Annotated in this window: 17 protein-coding genes, 1 tRNA gene, 1 pseudogene and 1 riboswitch; of the genes and pseudogenes, 6 read left to right on the top strand and 13 right to left on the bottom strand. The window is 30.4% G+C overall.

The window, feature by feature from the left end; all coding sequences use genetic code 11:
- Nucleotides 1-64 precede the first annotated feature (64 nt).
- The 4 genes from IM532_RS09130 to IM532_RS09145 all read right to left on the bottom strand — a co-directional run bounded on the left by IM532_RS09130 (nucleotide 65) and on the right by IM532_RS09145 (nucleotide 4,993).
- Nucleotides 65-2,455 (bottom strand): TonB-dependent receptor plug domain-containing protein, encoded by a 2,391-nt coding sequence (locus IM532_RS09130; protein WP_194183145.1) that lies wholly within the window; start codon nucleotides 2,453-2,455, stop codon nucleotides 65-67.
- Between the two features lie 76 nt (nucleotides 2,456-2,531).
- A riboswitch (SAM riboswitch) is annotated at nucleotides 2,532-2,633 on the bottom strand.
- Between the two features lie 49 nt (nucleotides 2,634-2,682).
- Entirely contained in the window at nucleotides 2,683-3,288 is a 606-nt protein-coding gene (locus IM532_RS09135) for an aminotransferase class IV (RefSeq protein WP_194183146.1), read from the bottom strand.
- Complete coding sequence (locus IM532_RS09140; RefSeq protein WP_228063696.1) at nucleotides 3,272-4,231, bottom strand: aminodeoxychorismate synthase component I; 960 nt, start codon at nucleotides 4,229-4,231, stop codon at nucleotides 3,272-3,274. Before IM532_RS09140 ends, IM532_RS09135 begins: the two co-directional genes overlap by 17 nt.
- Before the next feature lie 21 nt (nucleotides 4,232-4,252).
- Nucleotides 4,253-4,993, bottom strand: a complete 741-nt coding sequence (locus IM532_RS09145; protein WP_194183147.1) for a hypothetical protein — start codon at nucleotides 4,991-4,993, stop codon at nucleotides 4,253-4,255.
- 78 nt (nucleotides 4,994-5,071) lie between these two features.
- Between IM532_RS09145 and IM532_RS09150 the strand changes: the two genes are divergently transcribed.
- Nucleotides 5,072-5,644, top strand: coding sequence for a nitroreductase family protein (locus IM532_RS09150; RefSeq protein ID WP_194183148.1), 573 nt, complete (start codon nucleotides 5,072-5,074; stop codon nucleotides 5,642-5,644).
- A gap of 57 nt (nucleotides 5,645-5,701) precedes the next feature.
- On the opposite strand, the gene IM532_RS09155 is transcribed toward IM532_RS09150, so the two are convergent.
- Nucleotides 5,702-6,163: a DinB family protein gene (locus tag IM532_RS09155; protein ID WP_194183149.1), complete on the bottom strand. Its 462-nt coding sequence runs from the start codon at nucleotides 6,161-6,163 to the stop codon at nucleotides 5,702-5,704.
- Nucleotides 6,164-6,297: 134 nt separating this feature from the next.
- On the opposite strand from IM532_RS09155, the gene IM532_RS09160 reads away from it, so the two are divergent.
- The 3 genes and pseudogenes from IM532_RS09160 to IM532_RS09170 all read left to right on the top strand — a co-directional run bounded on the left by IM532_RS09160 (nucleotide 6,298) and on the right by IM532_RS09170 (nucleotide 8,590).
- Nucleotides 6,298-7,401 (top strand): Mrp/NBP35 family ATP-binding protein, encoded by a 1,104-nt coding sequence (locus IM532_RS09160; protein ID WP_194183150.1) that lies wholly within the window; start codon nucleotides 6,298-6,300, stop codon nucleotides 7,399-7,401.
- Nucleotides 7,402-7,404: 3 nt separating this feature from the next.
- Nucleotides 7,405-7,635 (top strand): annotated as a pseudogene (locus IM532_RS09165) (NifU family protein); the annotation flags it as partial.
- A 190-nt stretch (nucleotides 7,636-7,825) separates the two neighbouring features.
- Nucleotides 7,826-8,590: a DUF3108 domain-containing protein gene (locus IM532_RS09170; RefSeq protein WP_194183152.1), complete on the top strand. Its 765-nt coding sequence runs from the start codon at nucleotides 7,826-7,828 to the stop codon at nucleotides 8,588-8,590.
- Nucleotides 8,591-8,624: 34 nt separating this feature from the next.
- Here IM532_RS09170 and aat read toward each other — a convergent pair whose 3' ends face one another.
- Nucleotides 8,625-9,263, bottom strand: coding sequence for a leucyl/phenylalanyl-tRNA--protein transferase (gene aat, locus IM532_RS09175; protein WP_194183153.1), 639 nt, complete (start codon nucleotides 9,261-9,263; stop codon nucleotides 8,625-8,627).
- A gap of 73 nt (nucleotides 9,264-9,336) precedes the next feature.
- Nucleotides 9,337-9,711 carry a DUF3127 domain-containing protein gene (locus IM532_RS09180; protein WP_194183154.1) on the bottom strand — a complete coding sequence of 125 codons (375 nt, stop codon included), beginning with the start codon at nucleotides 9,709-9,711 and terminating at the stop codon, nucleotides 9,337-9,339.
- 120 nt (nucleotides 9,712-9,831) lie between these two features.
- Between IM532_RS09180 and IM532_RS09185 the strand changes: the two genes are divergently transcribed.
- Nucleotides 9,832-9,913, top strand: a tRNA-Leu gene (locus IM532_RS09185).
- Between the two features lie 486 nt (nucleotides 9,914-10,399).
- Complete coding sequence (locus IM532_RS09190) at nucleotides 10,400-10,606, top strand: CsbD family protein (RefSeq protein ID WP_194183155.1); 207 nt, start codon at nucleotides 10,400-10,402, stop codon at nucleotides 10,604-10,606.
- Nucleotides 10,607-10,657: 51 nt separating this feature from the next.
- On the opposite strand, the gene IM532_RS09195 is transcribed toward IM532_RS09190, so the two are convergent.
- From IM532_RS09195 to upp, 6 genes are all read right to left on the bottom strand, one after another.
- Nucleotides 10,658-11,773: a GNAT family N-acetyltransferase gene (locus IM532_RS09195; protein WP_194183156.1), complete on the bottom strand. Its 1,116-nt coding sequence runs from the start codon at nucleotides 11,771-11,773 to the stop codon at nucleotides 10,658-10,660.
- A gap of 41 nt (nucleotides 11,774-11,814) precedes the next feature.
- Entirely contained in the window at nucleotides 11,815-12,321 is a 507-nt protein-coding gene (locus tag IM532_RS09200; protein WP_194183157.1) for a DUF4833 domain-containing protein, read from the bottom strand.
- A 113-nt stretch (nucleotides 12,322-12,434) separates the two neighbouring features.
- On the bottom strand, nucleotides 12,435-13,070 hold the full coding sequence (locus IM532_RS09205; RefSeq protein ID WP_194183158.1) for a VTT domain-containing protein: 636 nt from the start codon (nucleotides 13,068-13,070) through the stop codon (nucleotides 12,435-12,437).
- A gap of 51 nt (nucleotides 13,071-13,121) precedes the next feature.
- Nucleotides 13,122-13,787 carry a DedA family protein gene (locus IM532_RS09210; RefSeq protein ID WP_194183159.1) on the bottom strand — a complete coding sequence of 222 codons (666 nt, stop codon included), beginning with the start codon at nucleotides 13,785-13,787 and terminating at the stop codon, nucleotides 13,122-13,124.
- Between the two features lie 8 nt (nucleotides 13,788-13,795).
- Complete coding sequence (locus IM532_RS09215) at nucleotides 13,796-14,161, bottom strand: YraN family protein (protein WP_194183160.1); 366 nt, start codon at nucleotides 14,159-14,161, stop codon at nucleotides 13,796-13,798.
- A 20-nt stretch (nucleotides 14,162-14,181) separates the two neighbouring features.
- On the bottom strand, nucleotides 14,182-14,817 hold the full coding sequence (gene upp / locus IM532_RS09220; RefSeq protein WP_194183161.1) for a uracil phosphoribosyltransferase: 636 nt from the start codon (nucleotides 14,815-14,817) through the stop codon (nucleotides 14,182-14,184).
- Between the last annotated feature and the right edge of the window lie 6 nt (nucleotides 14,818-14,823).

Consider the following 14,823-nt stretch of genomic DNA (forward strand, 5'->3'; position numbering starts at 1 on the left):
GTGTCATTTATTGACTTATAAAAAATACAATTAAAATGACACGATAAAAAATGATTATATTGGGTTAAAAGTTAAAATTTAATCGAGCAAAATAATATGCTCCTGTCACACCCATTTGTACGGGAGCGTATTGAAATACGCCGTAATATGAATTTTCATACACTTGTTTGTCAGGATAAATATTAAAGATATTATTCGCTCCAATTGTTAAGTTCACATTCTTGGTCAAATTGTAACCAATCGAAGCATCCGTCACCACTTTTCCGCTATGCTCTTGCACACTTCCCCATGGATATCCATCTTTTGTCACTTGTCCGAAATAGGTATTTCGAACCAAGAAATTAAATCGATCAATTGAATATCCTAAATTTAAAGTTCCTTTGACTTTTGGCGATAACGATTCAATGATATTAACTTGGTCAGGACCAAAATATTGATTATAATCTACCGATAATGAACTTGGGAAATGATAGTTGACAATTTTAGTTTCGTTTACATTGGCCGATAAATTGGCATTAAAATTTCCTTTGCCCCATCGCGTTTGGTAAGAAACGACTAAATCAATCCCTTTAGTCTCGGTGTCGATTGCATTCGAGAAAATACGAGCAGCATCCACACCATTTTCTTCTAAAACAGGATCTGTAATATCTGATGTTAACACGATACGATCATCTACTTTAATAAAATATCCATCTAAGGTGATAAATAATTTAGAGGTTGGTCTAAAGGTTAATCCCAAAGAATAATTGATCGATTGTTCTTCTTTTAATTTATCTAAACCGATTACATTTTGAGCGATATTTGATGCATTACGAATAATTCCTTTCGTCACTAACTGCTGTGTTCCGTCATCGTTAACGTATAAATCCGTATACGAATTACTGAAATATTTTTGTTGTAATGATGGTGCTCGGAAACCTGTGGAAACTGCTCCACGAACCGAATATCCTTTGGCATATTCATAACGCAAAGCTAATTTACCATTGATGGTATTTCCGAAATCCGAGTAATTCTCGAATCGCCCTGCTATGTCCGCTGTAAAGTTTCCGAATTGTAAACCTAAATCTGCATATGCAGCAACAGAATGACGATCCCCTTTTACCGCATTATCTGGTGAAAATCCGACAAAAGATTGAGATCCACCATCGATATAAGATCCTTCTTCACCGGCTTCGATTTGGTATTTTTCGTAGCGGTATTCCCCACCAAAAGCGATATTGATGTTCGAATTAATTTTTTTTGAAAAATCTAAATTGACAGTATTTTGCAAGAAACTGTGTTTCCCTGCGTAAAAAGATGTTGGCGAATCAGTACCTAAAGAATAATTGACTGTATTATCGACATTATATTTGAACTCATTGAATCCAAAAGTATTGGATAAATCAATGTTCCAATGATTTAACGTTTTATAACGTAATCCTGTGGAATTCGAATAATCATTGACATTTGAATTTAAAACAGCTTGAAATCCATTTGGGTAAATGGTTTTCGAAGTATCCGGAACCTCACTTGGTAAACGACGGAAACCGAAACCTTTCCCTTGTCGTAAACTTACACCTCCAAATGTATACAGTTCTAACTGATCGGCTAATTCCGTTTCTGCATTCACAAAAAATTGTTGATTACTAATTTGTGCATCTCCAATTTGGAATCTAAAATCTTTACGAGATAATCCATTTGCAGCTATAATGTCATCATCATTCGCACGCGCTCCAGCAGGATCATCCGCAAAATCATAAGCGAAATTATCTCCATAAATATCTAAATTATGATCACCAGTTCGAGTTGTTTTCTTACGTTCAGAAACGACTGCTGAAAAAACAATTGATCCATTTTCCCCTAATTTAGCACCATAACTTCCGTTAAAGTTATATGTTTCACCATCACCTTTAGACGTTTGTCCATATGTTAATGATGCATCTCCTCCGGGTGTATTTTTTAATACAATATTGATGACCCCTGCAATGGCATCTGAACCATATTGCGCGGCTGCACCGTCACGTAAAACTTCTATATTTTTTATGGCCGAAATTGGAATAGCGCCTAAGTCTGTTCCAACCGAACCATTTCCAACTGTATTTTGATAATTGACCAATGATGTAGTATGGCGACGTTTTCCGTTGATTAAAACTAAGACTTGATCTGGACCCATTCCACGTAATGTAACTGGGTCAATATGTTCTGTACCATCTGATGAAGATTGGCGCACAGAATTAAATGAAGGAATTACATAATTTAAGATATCATTTAACGTTAATTGTGGGGCTTGTTGAATCAGTTCTTCCACTTGAATAACATCGACAGGAACTGCAGAATTCACCACTGTACGGTTATTGTTTCGATTTCCTACTAATACAACCTCATCTAATGAATTATTTTCTTCCAATTCTTGTGCAAATATTGCTGTACTTGCCACAAAAGCTAGAGTAGCAAGTAAAAATTTGTTTCTTTTCATCTTTATTAAAATCTTAATAAATCAAGAAATCGAAACCTTAAATAAAAAGTCTGTAGGAATTTGTTTTGAAATTCACCACTCATCTTTCCCTTTTTAAGGTTGGAATTAGCACCTTGATAAATACATCCGGTTGCTAAGGTTTCATCGGGCCAAATCCCTCCACCTTTCTTGATAAGTTGCTGCAAAGTTATATAAAATAACGTATATTCAAAATAACTCTAGTAATTTTATAGATTTTGTAGTAAGATCTGAATATCAAAAGTTTGCGCCTCCTCAAAATTCATCATGGCATTGATTCTTTTGAAAGAATAATATTTGCTTAAGTCACGTATTTTTAAATTTTTTTTCTTGATTTTCCCCTCATCAATTAATGACGCCTGCATTGTCCCATTTAATAAACTTGTGGTAGGAGTATGCCATTCTACCCCATCAAAAAAGATTAAATTGGTATAAGTTGTATCTGTAATATAATTTGCCCGAACTAAAACTAAATCGTCGCATTGAGTTTCTTTTAAATATAAATCAAAAAACCAACGATCTGCATATTTGTAGCCGTAAGTTATTTCACGATCAAGATGATATAATGCTATTTTTTGAATTGGTTTAATTTGATACGGAATTATTTCAATCAGCGTAATTTCTTTTGCATATTCTACTCTAACCTTAAATTTTCCTATTTTTTTATCTTCAGGAATTTCAATCGCTTCTTCCAAACTGATAAAAGGCGCATCTGGAAAATGTACAACGCGTGTATTTTCAAACCTTGCTTGGTGATAAGTAAGGTTTCTTAGTTTTCCGTCTAATAGACAGATGGTTTCAATAAATTGGAACATATACTTTTTGGATCATTTCATTATATTCATTTTCGCAATTACTTTTTGCAGTAATTCCGCCACCACTTTTAAAAATTAGGTGATTATTTTCTTTTTCAATAAATCGAATCATTACTGCAGAATCAACATTTTTACCATCAAAAATGCCAAAAACTCCAGTGTAAAAATTTCTGTTATAATTTTCGGCTCTTAAAATAATTTCTACCGTTTTCTTTTTTGGAGCACCACAAATAGATCCGGCCGGTAATAATTTATCGAAAATAGTTCCGATTTCTGAATAATAATTTTCGCCTAAATCTCCGCTAATTTCTGAACTGACTTGTAACAAAGTTTTATCATTTGTTTTTAATTCATCAATATAGCGATATTTATTAACAGTAACATTTTGAGCAACTAAGCTTAAATCATTTCGAATTAAATCTACAATAGTTGCATGTTCTGCGGCTTCTTTTTCGTCTTCTAAAATAATTTTTTCTGCATTTGTAATTGATGCATCTATTGTGCCTTTCATAGGAAAAGAGCTTATTTTCCCTTGGTTGATTTGTACAAAAGTTTCAGGTGAAAAACATACAAATTGATTCTTATAATTCAGCTTATATTTCGCTTGAGTAAAATGATAAATTTCCTGAAATGATAAATTAATTTCTATCGGTGTTGCACATGTTAAATTGGTAAGATATGAATTTCCTAATCTTAAATTTTCGTGTACGATTTTAAATTGTTTTATATATTCAGAATAAGGAATAGGATTTCTCAGAAAACTATATTGCTTAGGATCTGTATTTTTTTTTGGCGTATGAAAACAGAATTGAATATCATCTGATAATTCACTTATTGGAATGACCTCGCCATTTTCTTTGAGAAAATCAATCATAAAGAAAAAGGGAACTTTTTGAGCTCCCAATTCATTCATTTGTTCAAAAATCAAATGTTTAGCTAACATTCTATAAAAATATTATAATTATTAAGATTGCCCAATAGTATCAATTTCATTTTTATCATCTGTTAGTAAAATATCTTTTACTAATAAATAGGCCATGATATATGCAATAGGAATTGAAGCGAAAACACCTATTAAACATAAATAAGTTCCTATTTGAGAGATGATAGAAAATAGAAGTACGAAAAGTAATAGATACCAAAAATTATTTTTATTAATATTAATACACACTTTTATACTCTCTAATACTCCTATATTTCCGTAATATATAACATATGGTACTAAAAATACAATAGCAGAAACGACAATTCCTAAGATTATAATTACAGGAAAGATAGCAAATAATGAGATGCCAAAAAATGGTACCATATCTGCATTAAGTTGCATCATACTTCCTACTCCGCCTAGTATAATAATGGGAATAAACAAAATGATGATAAGACCTAAGAATAAAAGTAATAGAGGAATAAATTTGGTCCATTGTTTAAATCCTATAAAAAAATCGTTAAATACAAATTCTTCATTATTTTCTATTTTATCAATTACATGTCCATAACCCATTTGCAACGGAAACATAATAAAATAAGGACCAACAATTGTAATGGCTGAGACTAAGGATAAAATCATTGAAACAAAAGCAAATAGCATAAATTGTAACCAATGCTGGCTAAATATTGAAAAAGATTGATTTAAATAATCTCCAATTCTTATATCAACTTGGTTTGTTTTTGCTCTTTGTAATTTAACGGAATCTAAAGTTCTCATCTTTGTTATAAATTTTTGGTTTTAAAAAATGTAAATTTGCAGTATAAGTCGTCTAAAAAATTAATTCGTTACAGACATATGAATCCAACAGAATTATTAGATCTAATACAATCAAGAAGATCTGTATTTCCTCCTCAATATAATCAAGAAGAAATTACAAAAGAAGAATTAAATCAAATCTTTGAAGCTGCAAATTGGGCACCATCACACAAAAAGACAGAGCCGTGGCGTTTTGTTGTATTAGAAGGTCCTGCAAAAGATCGTTTCCGTGAATATGTAAAACGTATTTATGTGCAATCTACTCCACCTGAAGATTTGAGTGATCGTAAAATTAATGCATTAATTGAGAAATGTGATAAATCAAATAAAATCATTTTAATCAATTTTGTAGATTCTTACAAAGTTCCTGAGTGGGAGGAATTAGCTGCAACTGCTATGGCTGTACAAAACATGTGGCTAATGGCCTCAGCTCTAAAAATTGGTGCGTACTGGTCATCACCATTAAATGTAATTTCTAATGCAGATGATTTTGTTCCAATGGAAGAAGGAGAAAAGTGTGTGGGAGTTTTCTATATGGGTAAATATGATGGAGAATTACCAACTGCCATTCGCAAACCAGTTCAAGATAAAGTGAAATATTTAGAATTTTAATTTTTGAATGTTATTAAAATAAAAAAGCTCAATCACTAGATTGAGCTTTTTCTATTTTTAAAACGGAATATTCTTTTTTAAACTTAAAATATATCCCAAATGCATGGCTTCATGTATATTGTTGTATAAAATTGCATCTTCAATACAATTTAACTCAATACCAAATGAGGTCTGATATGTTCTATAACGAGATAATTTTTCTGCACGATAATCTTTGTGCAATTGCATTGGAGTAGACTCTAATAATTCTATTAGTTCTTTTACATCTTCTTCAGAACTTGAATTATTTCCGAAAGTTCCTTTTTTAAACATTCGGATAAACTCCATATCGACTAACATTCTATTTTCTGAAAGATAATAATGTACTAATTGTTGTGTGGCTAAGACATGAGCGGCATTCCAAAAGATATTATTTTTATATCCTACAGGAATGTACAACAACTGATCTAAAGTGTGTTGAGAAAGCTCATCAATTATCTCTCTTCTAATCTTATTTAGATAAATAATATGTTCCTCCATAGTGAGATTTAAAAGTTAAAGATAACATAAATTACTTCTATTTATCAAAAAATAAGGCAAAAGAATTAAAATCACTATGATAGATTTTCTTAAGTTGTATGTTCTTAGTAATTTTGTAAAAATATAAATCAAAAATGGCTTATACAAGAGATCAGATATATCAAGTCTTAGAAGAGCTGGGAATTCGTAACTGGATGCGTAATGCACAAGTTATGGGTAATGATATCATTTTAGATATTGTTTCTCCTTCTCCAGCAATGCACGAAAGAAAGCGTTTAGAAATCGCCTTAAAAAATGCCTTCAAAGAAAATTTACCAGAAGCTAAATTAAAATTAACTATTTCAGTAGAAGCTGAACCTAAGGCAGAAGAAATTAAAGGTTCTGAACTACCAGGTGTTAAAAATATTATAGCAGTTGCTTCAGGGAAAGGAGGAGTTGGAAAGTCTACAGTTTCATCAAACCTAGCCATTAGTTTATCTAAAATGGGATTTAAGGTTGGATTATTAGATGCCGATATCTACGGACCATCTATGCCAATTATGTTTGACTGTGAGGATGCTCGTCCTGTTTCTGTTGAAGTAAATGGAAAAACTAAAATCAAACCAGTTGAATCTTACGGGATCAAAATTTTATCAATTGGATTTTTTGCAGATACAGACCAAGCTATTGTATGGCGTGGGCCAATGGCTGCAAAAGCTTTAAACCAAATGATTCGCGATGCACATTGGGGCGAATTAGATTTCTTAGTAATCGATTTACCTCCTGGAACTGGAGATATTCACCTATCTATCGTTCAACAAGTTCCAATTACTGGAGCCGTAGTTGTTTCAACACCTCAAAATATTGCTTTAGCAGATGCTAAAAAAGGGGTAGGAATGTTCCAAATGGAAGCTATTAATGTCCCAGTATTAGGAATTGTAGAAAATATGGCTTATTTTACACCTGCGGAATTACCAAATAATAAATATTATATTTTTGGACAGAATGGTGCTAAAAATTTAGCAGATCAAATTGGAGTACCTTTCTTAGGTGAAATTCCAATTGTTCAATCAATCCGAGAAGCTGCTGATGTTGGACGTCCTGCTGCATTACAAGAAAATACTATTGTAGCTGATATCTATACTAATATTGCAAGAAATGCTGTAGCTAGCTTGGTAGAGCGTAATAACACGTTACCTCCTACAGAAGCTGTTCGTATTACAACAATGGCGGGCTGTTCGTCTAATAACAATAAATAAGAAATGACTGCAGAAGAAAAATATTTAGAAGTAGAAAAAGCGTTAGCAGAAATTCGTCCTTTTTTAAATTCGGATGGAGGTGATATTGAATTATTATCTGTTGAAAATAACATAGTAAGAGTTCGTCTAACTGGTGCATGTATAGCTTGTTCAGTTAATCAAATGACTTTAAAGTCAGGTGTAGAGATGACAATTAAAAAATATGTTCCAGAAATTGTTCAAGTAATTAATGTTTCGCCTTTAGAAACTTCTACTGAAGCAGTTGACATTGACAATCTTGATATAAATGATATTATAGAAGGATAATATTATTTTAATAAAATAATAATATATTTAACTCGTTTTCAAATCACTTAATGGGATTTTGAAAACGAGTTTTTTTTTGGCAAACCTTTTGAATCTTATAAACCACAAATTATTAAAAATGAAAAAACTATTTATCTTACTTATTGCTTTTATTTTTTCTTTTTCATTTGCCAATGCTCAAAATTTTAAGGTTGGAGAGTTTTTAAAATTTAGAATACATTATACTGGTCTTAATGCTGGATATGCAACAATAGAAGTAAAAGATGCTAAATATAATGGAGAAAATCATTATCATATTGTAGGTAAAGGAAGCTCTAGTGGTGCTGTAAAAGCATTTTACAAAGTAGAAGACTTATACGAATCTTACATCAATAAATCAACCATGAAACCTTCTAAATTTGTACGAGATATATATGAAGGTGGCTATACCCGAAACCAGATATATTATTTTGACCATGCACGTAAACAAGTAAAAGTTGATAATATAAAACATAAAAAGGTTACGTATGAAACTATTCCTTCTGATGCTCAAGATTTATTATCTGCTTTTTTTAATTTAAGAAATGTTGACAATAGTAAATTAAAAACTGGTGATTATATTAATGAAAATATATTTATGGGAGAGGAAACTTTTAAGTTTAGATTAAAAGTTTTAGGTCGTGAAGTTAAAAAAACCAAGTTTGGTAAGATTAATACGATTAAAATACGTCCATATGTTCAATCTGGACGTGTATTTAAAGAATCTGAATCTGTTACAATGTGGGTTACAGATGACGATAACTTAGTCCCTGTGCATATAAAAGCCTCGTTAGTAGTAGGCTCTTTAAATGCTGAATTATACGAATATAAAAACCTTAAATATCCTATAAAATTTACAAAATAAAAATATAAAGCGGCTAAAGTTATAGCCGTTTTTTTTATTCTTGAGAATCTAAATAATTTAAGAATATATCAGATGGAATTTCAATTGCACCTAAAGAAGCTAAATGCTCTGAATAGACTTGACAATCTATAACTTCATATTTTTTATGATATTTAGCGACAAATTGAATAAAACCTGCTTTGGAAGCGTTACTTACTTTTGCAAACATACTTTCTCCACAAAATACATTACCCATATCCAATCCATAAAATCCGCCTACTAACTCATCATTTTGCCAAACCTCAATACTTTTAGCAACTCCCATCTCGTGTAATTTGCAGTAAGCTTCAATCATCTCGTTAGTAATCCAAGTACCATCTTGGTCTTTTCTAGGCGCTTGAGAGCAATTGGTAATTACTTCTCTGAAAGCTTTATTTTCCGTATATGTAAATATTTTATCTCTAAAAACCTTTTTCATGGATTTAGAAACATATAGATTTTCAGGAAACAGTACAAAGCGATCATGAGGGAACCACCATAAAATAGGTTCATCTTCATTAAACCATGGAAAGATTCCTTTCTTGTAAGCTAATATAATTCGTTCTGGAGAAAGATCTCCTCCTACTGCAATAATTCCTTCCTCTGAAGTCTCTGAATAATCAGGAAAGCTTAAATCTTGACTTAACCAATACATTTTACTACAATTAAAAAAACGTACCCCGCAAAGGATACGCTTAAATTATTATTTCTTTTGAAAATTTCCAATATTAGAATGGTAAATCATCATCATCAGATGATCCAAAAGTATCTACTGGTGGAGCAGGTGCAAAATCTTGGTATCCTCCTCCATTTTCTGTTGGTTGCTCTGGAGTAAGTGCTTCAATTCTCCATCCTTGGATAGAATTAAAATATTTAGCCACTCCTTCTGGATTAATCCACTCACGACCACGTATATTGATTGAAACTTTAACTTCAGCTCCTTCTTTGTATGCATTTAAAACATCAGTCTTATCTTGAGTAAATTCAATTAAAATATCTTGAGGATATTGTTCTTGAGTAGTAACAACAAGTTCTCTCTTCTTAAAACTAGCTGTAACATTCTGTGTTTCAAATATTTTTTTAATTCTACCTGTAATTTCCATAATTTCTAAATGCTTTGTGCAAATTTAAATTTTAAAAAAAGATTAAAAAAATTTTATTTGTAAATTTTGTTAACTAGAAAACTTGTGTATATTTGCACTCGTAATCAGTAAACGATTCAAGCGGGCGTGGTGGAATTGGTAGACACGCTAGACTTAGGATCTAGTGCCGCAAGGTGTGGGAGTTCGAGTCTCCCCGCCCGTACAACTTCAAAAAAGGGAACTAATAAATTAGTTCCCTTTTTTTATTTCATATAATTTTATAAATATAAAAAAACAGATTAAGAAGAATCCTAACCTGTTTGTGCTTATTATATTCTATAATTTTTTTTCTAAATTATTTATTTTGCTTTCTGTTAAATACATATAATATGTAAATAAATGAAAGAACAACCATTCCGAAGAATAAAAGCAACATCTGCATAACATCAATATTTTAAGTGAATAATATTTATTATTAAATATTAAACCAAATTATCAATCAAAATTAGTTAAATCTATCGAGATTGTATTTAATATTTTATCAATTAATTCTTTAAATCCATAATACTGATAAATTTCGTCACATTAATTTATATAATTCAAAAATAAATTTAATCATTCATTAACAAATACTTATAACTATTTTAATAATTATTAGATTTTGATTTACGTAACTTTAAATTAATAATAACCAAAACTATAAATTACAATGGAAAATTTAGAATTAGAAGGAAAATGGAATCGCGTAAAAGGAGCTGTTAAACAAAAATATGGTGAATGGTTTGACGATGATAAAGTTTTTGCTGAAGGAAAATGGGATGAAATAGTAGGTAAAATTCAGGAAAAATCTGGACGTACAAAAGAGGATCTTGAAAAAGAGATTTCTGAATGGAAAGAAGATAATGAAGTGAGATAAAATCTCTTTTTATAATATAAAATGGTCAGTGCATGCACTGACCATTTTATATTATAAGTCTTTTCTGAAAGTTTTTCTTCTTTTGTGAATCACAGGATTGAATTTACTCCACAGTTGTAAGATTTTTGTATTCTCTTCTAATAATGGATTAGTCTCTATCGTTTTAATTCCTCTACGTTCAAAGTTTTCATGCAATTGTTTAAAAATTAAAGCATTTATTCCTTTATTTTGATATTCAGGATCTATTCCTATTAAATAAAGCTCTACATGGTCGTTATGCTTCATTGCGCGCAATAAGTGCCACCACCCGAAGGGAAACATACTTCCATTTGCTTTTTGGAATCCTGCCGAATAAGAAGGCATAGTTATGGCAAATGCTACCATTTTTCCTTTTTCATCTTTAACGCATGAAATAAAATCAGGATGTATAAACTTTAGATATTTTTTCTTGTAATGCTCAACCTGAAATTTTTCTATAGGTACAAAACTTTGTAAATCTGCATATGTTTTATTTAGCAAATCAAACATTTCGTCAACATGAGGCATTAAGTCTGAAATAGATTTAAAATGATAGTTAGAAACCTTATAACGCTTTTCTATAATTGCATTTAACTTTTTTGATTTTTCAATTTCTATATCATCAAATCCAAATTTATATTCTAACCATTGTGCTTCAGGTACAAATCCTAATTCTTTGATGTGTTTTGCATAATATGGATGATTATAAATGCCAATCATCGTTGCGCGACTGTTAAAACCTTCGGTCAACATCCCTGCTTTGTCCATATTAGAAAACCCCATAGGACCTTCCATATATTTAGTCCCATGCTGTTTACCTAACTCCTCTACCTTATTTAATAAAGCTTTTAAGATTTCGATATCATCTTCATAATCTAACCAACCAAATCTAACTTTATTCTTATGTAGTTCATTAATCTCTGTTAAGTTAATTATTGCGACAATACGACCTACAACCTTATTATCTTTATACGCTAATAAAAATTTAGCTTTTACAGTTTTAAAAATGTCATTAGAAGGATTAAAACCCTTTAATTCATTTTTTTTTATTGGAGGAACCCAATAAGGATTATCCTTATAGATTCGAAAAGGTAAATCGACAAATTCTTTTCTTTCTTTTGAAGATTTTACTTCTCTAATATTAATCATTAGGATTATTTTTTTTAAAATGAAATCAGAATACAAATATACTACGGAACAATTTTTTCTACGACAGATTTATCATTTTGATTTCTTCCGTATATCAATATATATTCAACTTTAGTCTTTAATGCTGAGGAGTTTTTTTCTGTTTGAATAAAAATTCTATCTACTTTAATAATTTTCCCATTTATAACAACTTCTACCCAATAGGATTTTCCTACAGATTTTATCTTAAATGGTAACTTTTTTTGGGCAGATAATACAAATTGATTTTTAGTTGAAGTTAAATATGTAATTCCATATGCAAACTCTTTCTGAAGAGTCGTTAACTCATCTTTCTTTCCATCCTTTTCATAATTTATTCTATATACATTTATAGGATTTACTTTTTCTAAGACGTTATTTTTTACATTAGCATGATATACAAATGTGTTTTTATTTTTATTGTGCTGTATATAGAATAGTAAAAAAGGATGTGTAGGAATTGGATAATTTTCTTGACTAAATGCCAAAGATAAAGTTGAGAAAAATAATAGAAAAAATTTTAATTTCATGGTTCGTAAAAGACTAAAACAATCTAATAAATTTATAACAAAAAACCATTAAAACACTGAATATGTTGACTTAAAATGAATTTTAATTAAAAATTTAGTAAAATAAATTATAACTATATTCTTTTTGATTTTATCCATTCTATCATCATCGGAAGTATAGAAAAAAGTATAATTACACCCACAACTATCTCAAAATTATTTTTAACAACAGGAATATTACCTAAGAAGTAGCCTAAAAGTGTAATCCCTAAGACCCAAATAGTTCCCCCTAGAATATTATATTTTATAAATGTAGCGTAATGCATTTTAGATATTCCTGCCACAAAAGGAGCTAACGTGCGTACAATAGGTACAAAACGTGCAATAACAATTGTTTTAGATCCATACTTTTTAAAAAAATCTTCTGTCTTATACACTGCATCATCTTTAATAATTCTTTTACCAAAAATCGTTTGATGCACTAATTTATAACCTAGATATTTCCCTATCAGATAATTTACTGTATCTCCTAATATTGCAGCAATACATAACATTATAATGATTATATACACATTAATTTGATCTGGAAATGCAGCAGATAACATACCTGTCGCAAACAAAAGTGAATCTCCTGGTAAGAAAGGTAAAACAACTACCCCAGTTTCAATAAAAATTAAACTAAAGAGAATAATATAAAACCAGTTAGGATATAACATTAAAAAATGTTCTAAATATTGATCTATATGTAATAGATAATCTAAAATTTCCATGATATAAAATAAAAAACTCGGTTCAAATATTGAACCGAGTTTTTTGAAAAATTATTTAGTTGATGTTTCTTTTTTTGAAAATTTCTCTTTCAAGAATTCAAATATAATTGGTAACACTGAGATAATTGTGATAGCTAAGATTACTTTAGAAAAATTTTCTTTAATAAAAGGTACATTTCCTAAAAAGTAACCAGCCAAAGTAATGCCGACAACCCAAAGTATGGCACCAATTACATTGTATGTTAAGAACGTTTTATAGGACATTCTACCAATTCCCGCAACAAATGGAGCTAAAGTTCTTACAATAGGCACAAAGCGTGCAATAACAATTGTTTTAGATCCATATTTTTCATAAAATTGATGAGTTTTATCAATATGCTCTTGTTGAATAAATTGTTTTCCTAAAATTTTTACTTTAGTAGCTTTATAACCGAGATTCTGCCCAATTTTATAATTTAATGTATCTCCTAAGATGGCTGCAATAAGCAATAATCCTATAATAATCCAAACACTCAAATCGTTTGGTTGAGCGGCAAGCATACCAGCTGCAAATAACAAGGAGTCTCCAGGTAAAAAGGGCATTACTACAACACCAGTTTCTACAAAAATGATTAAAAATAATATAGCGTACAGCCATAATCCGTAATCATTTGCAAATTGACTTAAATGTTGGTCAATATGCAATAAAAAATCAAATAAATTTAATAAAATTTCCATTATAAAAGTTAAAGTTCGATAGCACTAAAGGCATTGATAATATGATTGGTTTCCCATTCACCTTTTTGCTTTAGAAGCGCTAAAATATCAAATCTTACTTCACCATCAATGCCATTTTTTAAAATAAAATCATTTGCGGCTGAAATAAGTAATTTTTTCTTTTTGGTTGTGACTGAATTTTCAGGCAAATTTACATGATTTGTAGTTCTTGCTTTAACTTCAATTATTAAGATAACGTTATCTTTTTCAACGATTAAATCTATTTCTGCTTTCTGAAAAAAATAATTACGCGCTAGTATTTTATAATCTAAATTTTCAAAATAATCTACTGCGAAATTTTCTGCTTCTTTTCCGAAATCATAAGATTTACTCATTCCACACTCAATTTTATGCTCTATTTAGTTCCGTATAAACGATCACCTGCATCTCCCAAACCAGGAACGATGTAACCATTTTCATTTAATTTTTCATCCAAGGCTGCTAAATAGATCGGAACTTCTGGATAAACAGCTTGTACAGCAGTTACACCCTCAGGACATCCTACTAAGCAAGCTAAACGAATAGAAGTTGCACCTTTTTCTTTTAAAATTTCTATAGCTTTAATAGCCGAACCTCCAGTTGCTAACATTGGATCTACCAAAATAACATCTCGTGATGGTAAATCTGTAGGAAGTTTACATAAATATTCTACCGGTTGTAATGTATCATGATCACGGTAAAGACCAATATGACCTATTTTTGCTGTTGGGACCAATTGGTGAATTCCTTTTACCATTCCTAATCCAGCACGTAAAATTGGAACAATAGCAATATCATTTCCTTTTACTTTATAACCAACAGTTTTTGTAATTGGCGTTTCAATCTCGATTTCTTCCAATTCTAAATCACGTGTTATTTCATAGCACATTAATCCAGAAATTTCATCTACCAACTCACCAAATTCTTTAGTTGTCGTGTTTTTATCACGCATTTGCGTAATTTTTGCCTTAACTAATGGGTGTGTAAATACTGTTAAATTATTTTGTTCCATATGATT

It is taken from the genome of Faecalibacter rhinopitheci (genome assembly GCF_015234135.1).
In the GTDB taxonomy this organism is placed as follows: Bacteria; Bacteroidota; Bacteroidia; order Flavobacteriales; family Weeksellaceae; genus Empedobacter; species Empedobacter rhinopitheci.

Excerpts from the sequence above, each read along its gene's own strand:
- IM532_RS09130 (WP_194183145.1), bottom strand. The coding sequence starts at position 2,455 with ATGAAAAGAAACAAATTTTTACTTGCTACTCTAGCTTTTGTGGCAAGT.
- IM532_RS09135 (WP_194183146.1), bottom strand. The coding sequence starts at position 3,288 with ATGTTCCAATTTATTGAAACCATCTGTCTATTAGACGGAAAACTAAGA.
- IM532_RS09140 (WP_228063696.1), bottom strand. The coding sequence starts at position 4,231 with ATGTTAGCTAAACATTTGATTTTTGAACAAATGAATGAATTGGGAGCT.
- IM532_RS09145 (WP_194183147.1), bottom strand. The coding sequence starts at position 4,993 with ATGAGAACTTTAGATTCCGTTAAATTACAAAGAGCAAAAACAAACCAA.
- IM532_RS09150 (WP_194183148.1), top strand. The coding sequence starts at position 5,072 with ATGAATCCAACAGAATTATTAGATCTAATACAATCAAGAAGATCTGTA.
- IM532_RS09155 (WP_194183149.1), bottom strand. The coding sequence starts at position 6,163 with ATGGAGGAACATATTATTTATCTAAATAAGATTAGAAGAGAGATAATT.
- IM532_RS09160 (WP_194183150.1), top strand. The coding sequence starts at position 6,298 with ATGGCTTATACAAGAGATCAGATATATCAAGTCTTAGAAGAGCTGGGA.
- IM532_RS09170 (WP_194183152.1), top strand. The coding sequence starts at position 7,826 with ATGAAAAAACTATTTATCTTACTTATTGCTTTTATTTTTTCTTTTTCA.
- aat (WP_194183153.1), bottom strand. The coding sequence starts at position 9,263 with ATGTATTGGTTAAGTCAAGATTTAAGCTTTCCTGATTATTCAGAGACT.
- IM532_RS09180 (WP_194183154.1), bottom strand. The coding sequence starts at position 9,711 with ATGGAAATTACAGGTAGAATTAAAAAAATATTTGAAACACAGAATGTT.
- IM532_RS09190 (WP_194183155.1), top strand. The coding sequence starts at position 10,400 with ATGGAAAATTTAGAATTAGAAGGAAAATGGAATCGCGTAAAAGGAGCT.
- IM532_RS09195 (WP_194183156.1), bottom strand. The coding sequence starts at position 11,773 with ATGATTAATATTAGAGAAGTAAAATCTTCAAAAGAAAGAAAAGAATTT.
- IM532_RS09200 (WP_194183157.1), bottom strand. The coding sequence starts at position 12,321 with ATGAAATTAAAATTTTTTCTATTATTTTTCTCAACTTTATCTTTGGCA.
- IM532_RS09205 (WP_194183158.1), bottom strand. The coding sequence starts at position 13,070 with ATGGAAATTTTAGATTATCTATTACATATAGATCAATATTTAGAACAT.
- IM532_RS09210 (WP_194183159.1), bottom strand. The coding sequence starts at position 13,787 with ATGGAAATTTTATTAAATTTATTTGATTTTTTATTGCATATTGACCAA.
- IM532_RS09215 (WP_194183160.1), bottom strand. The coding sequence starts at position 14,161 with ATGAGTAAATCTTATGATTTCGGAAAAGAAGCAGAAAATTTCGCAGTA.
- upp (WP_194183161.1), bottom strand. The coding sequence starts at position 14,817 with ATGGAACAAAATAATTTAACAGTATTTACACACCCATTAGTTAAGGCA.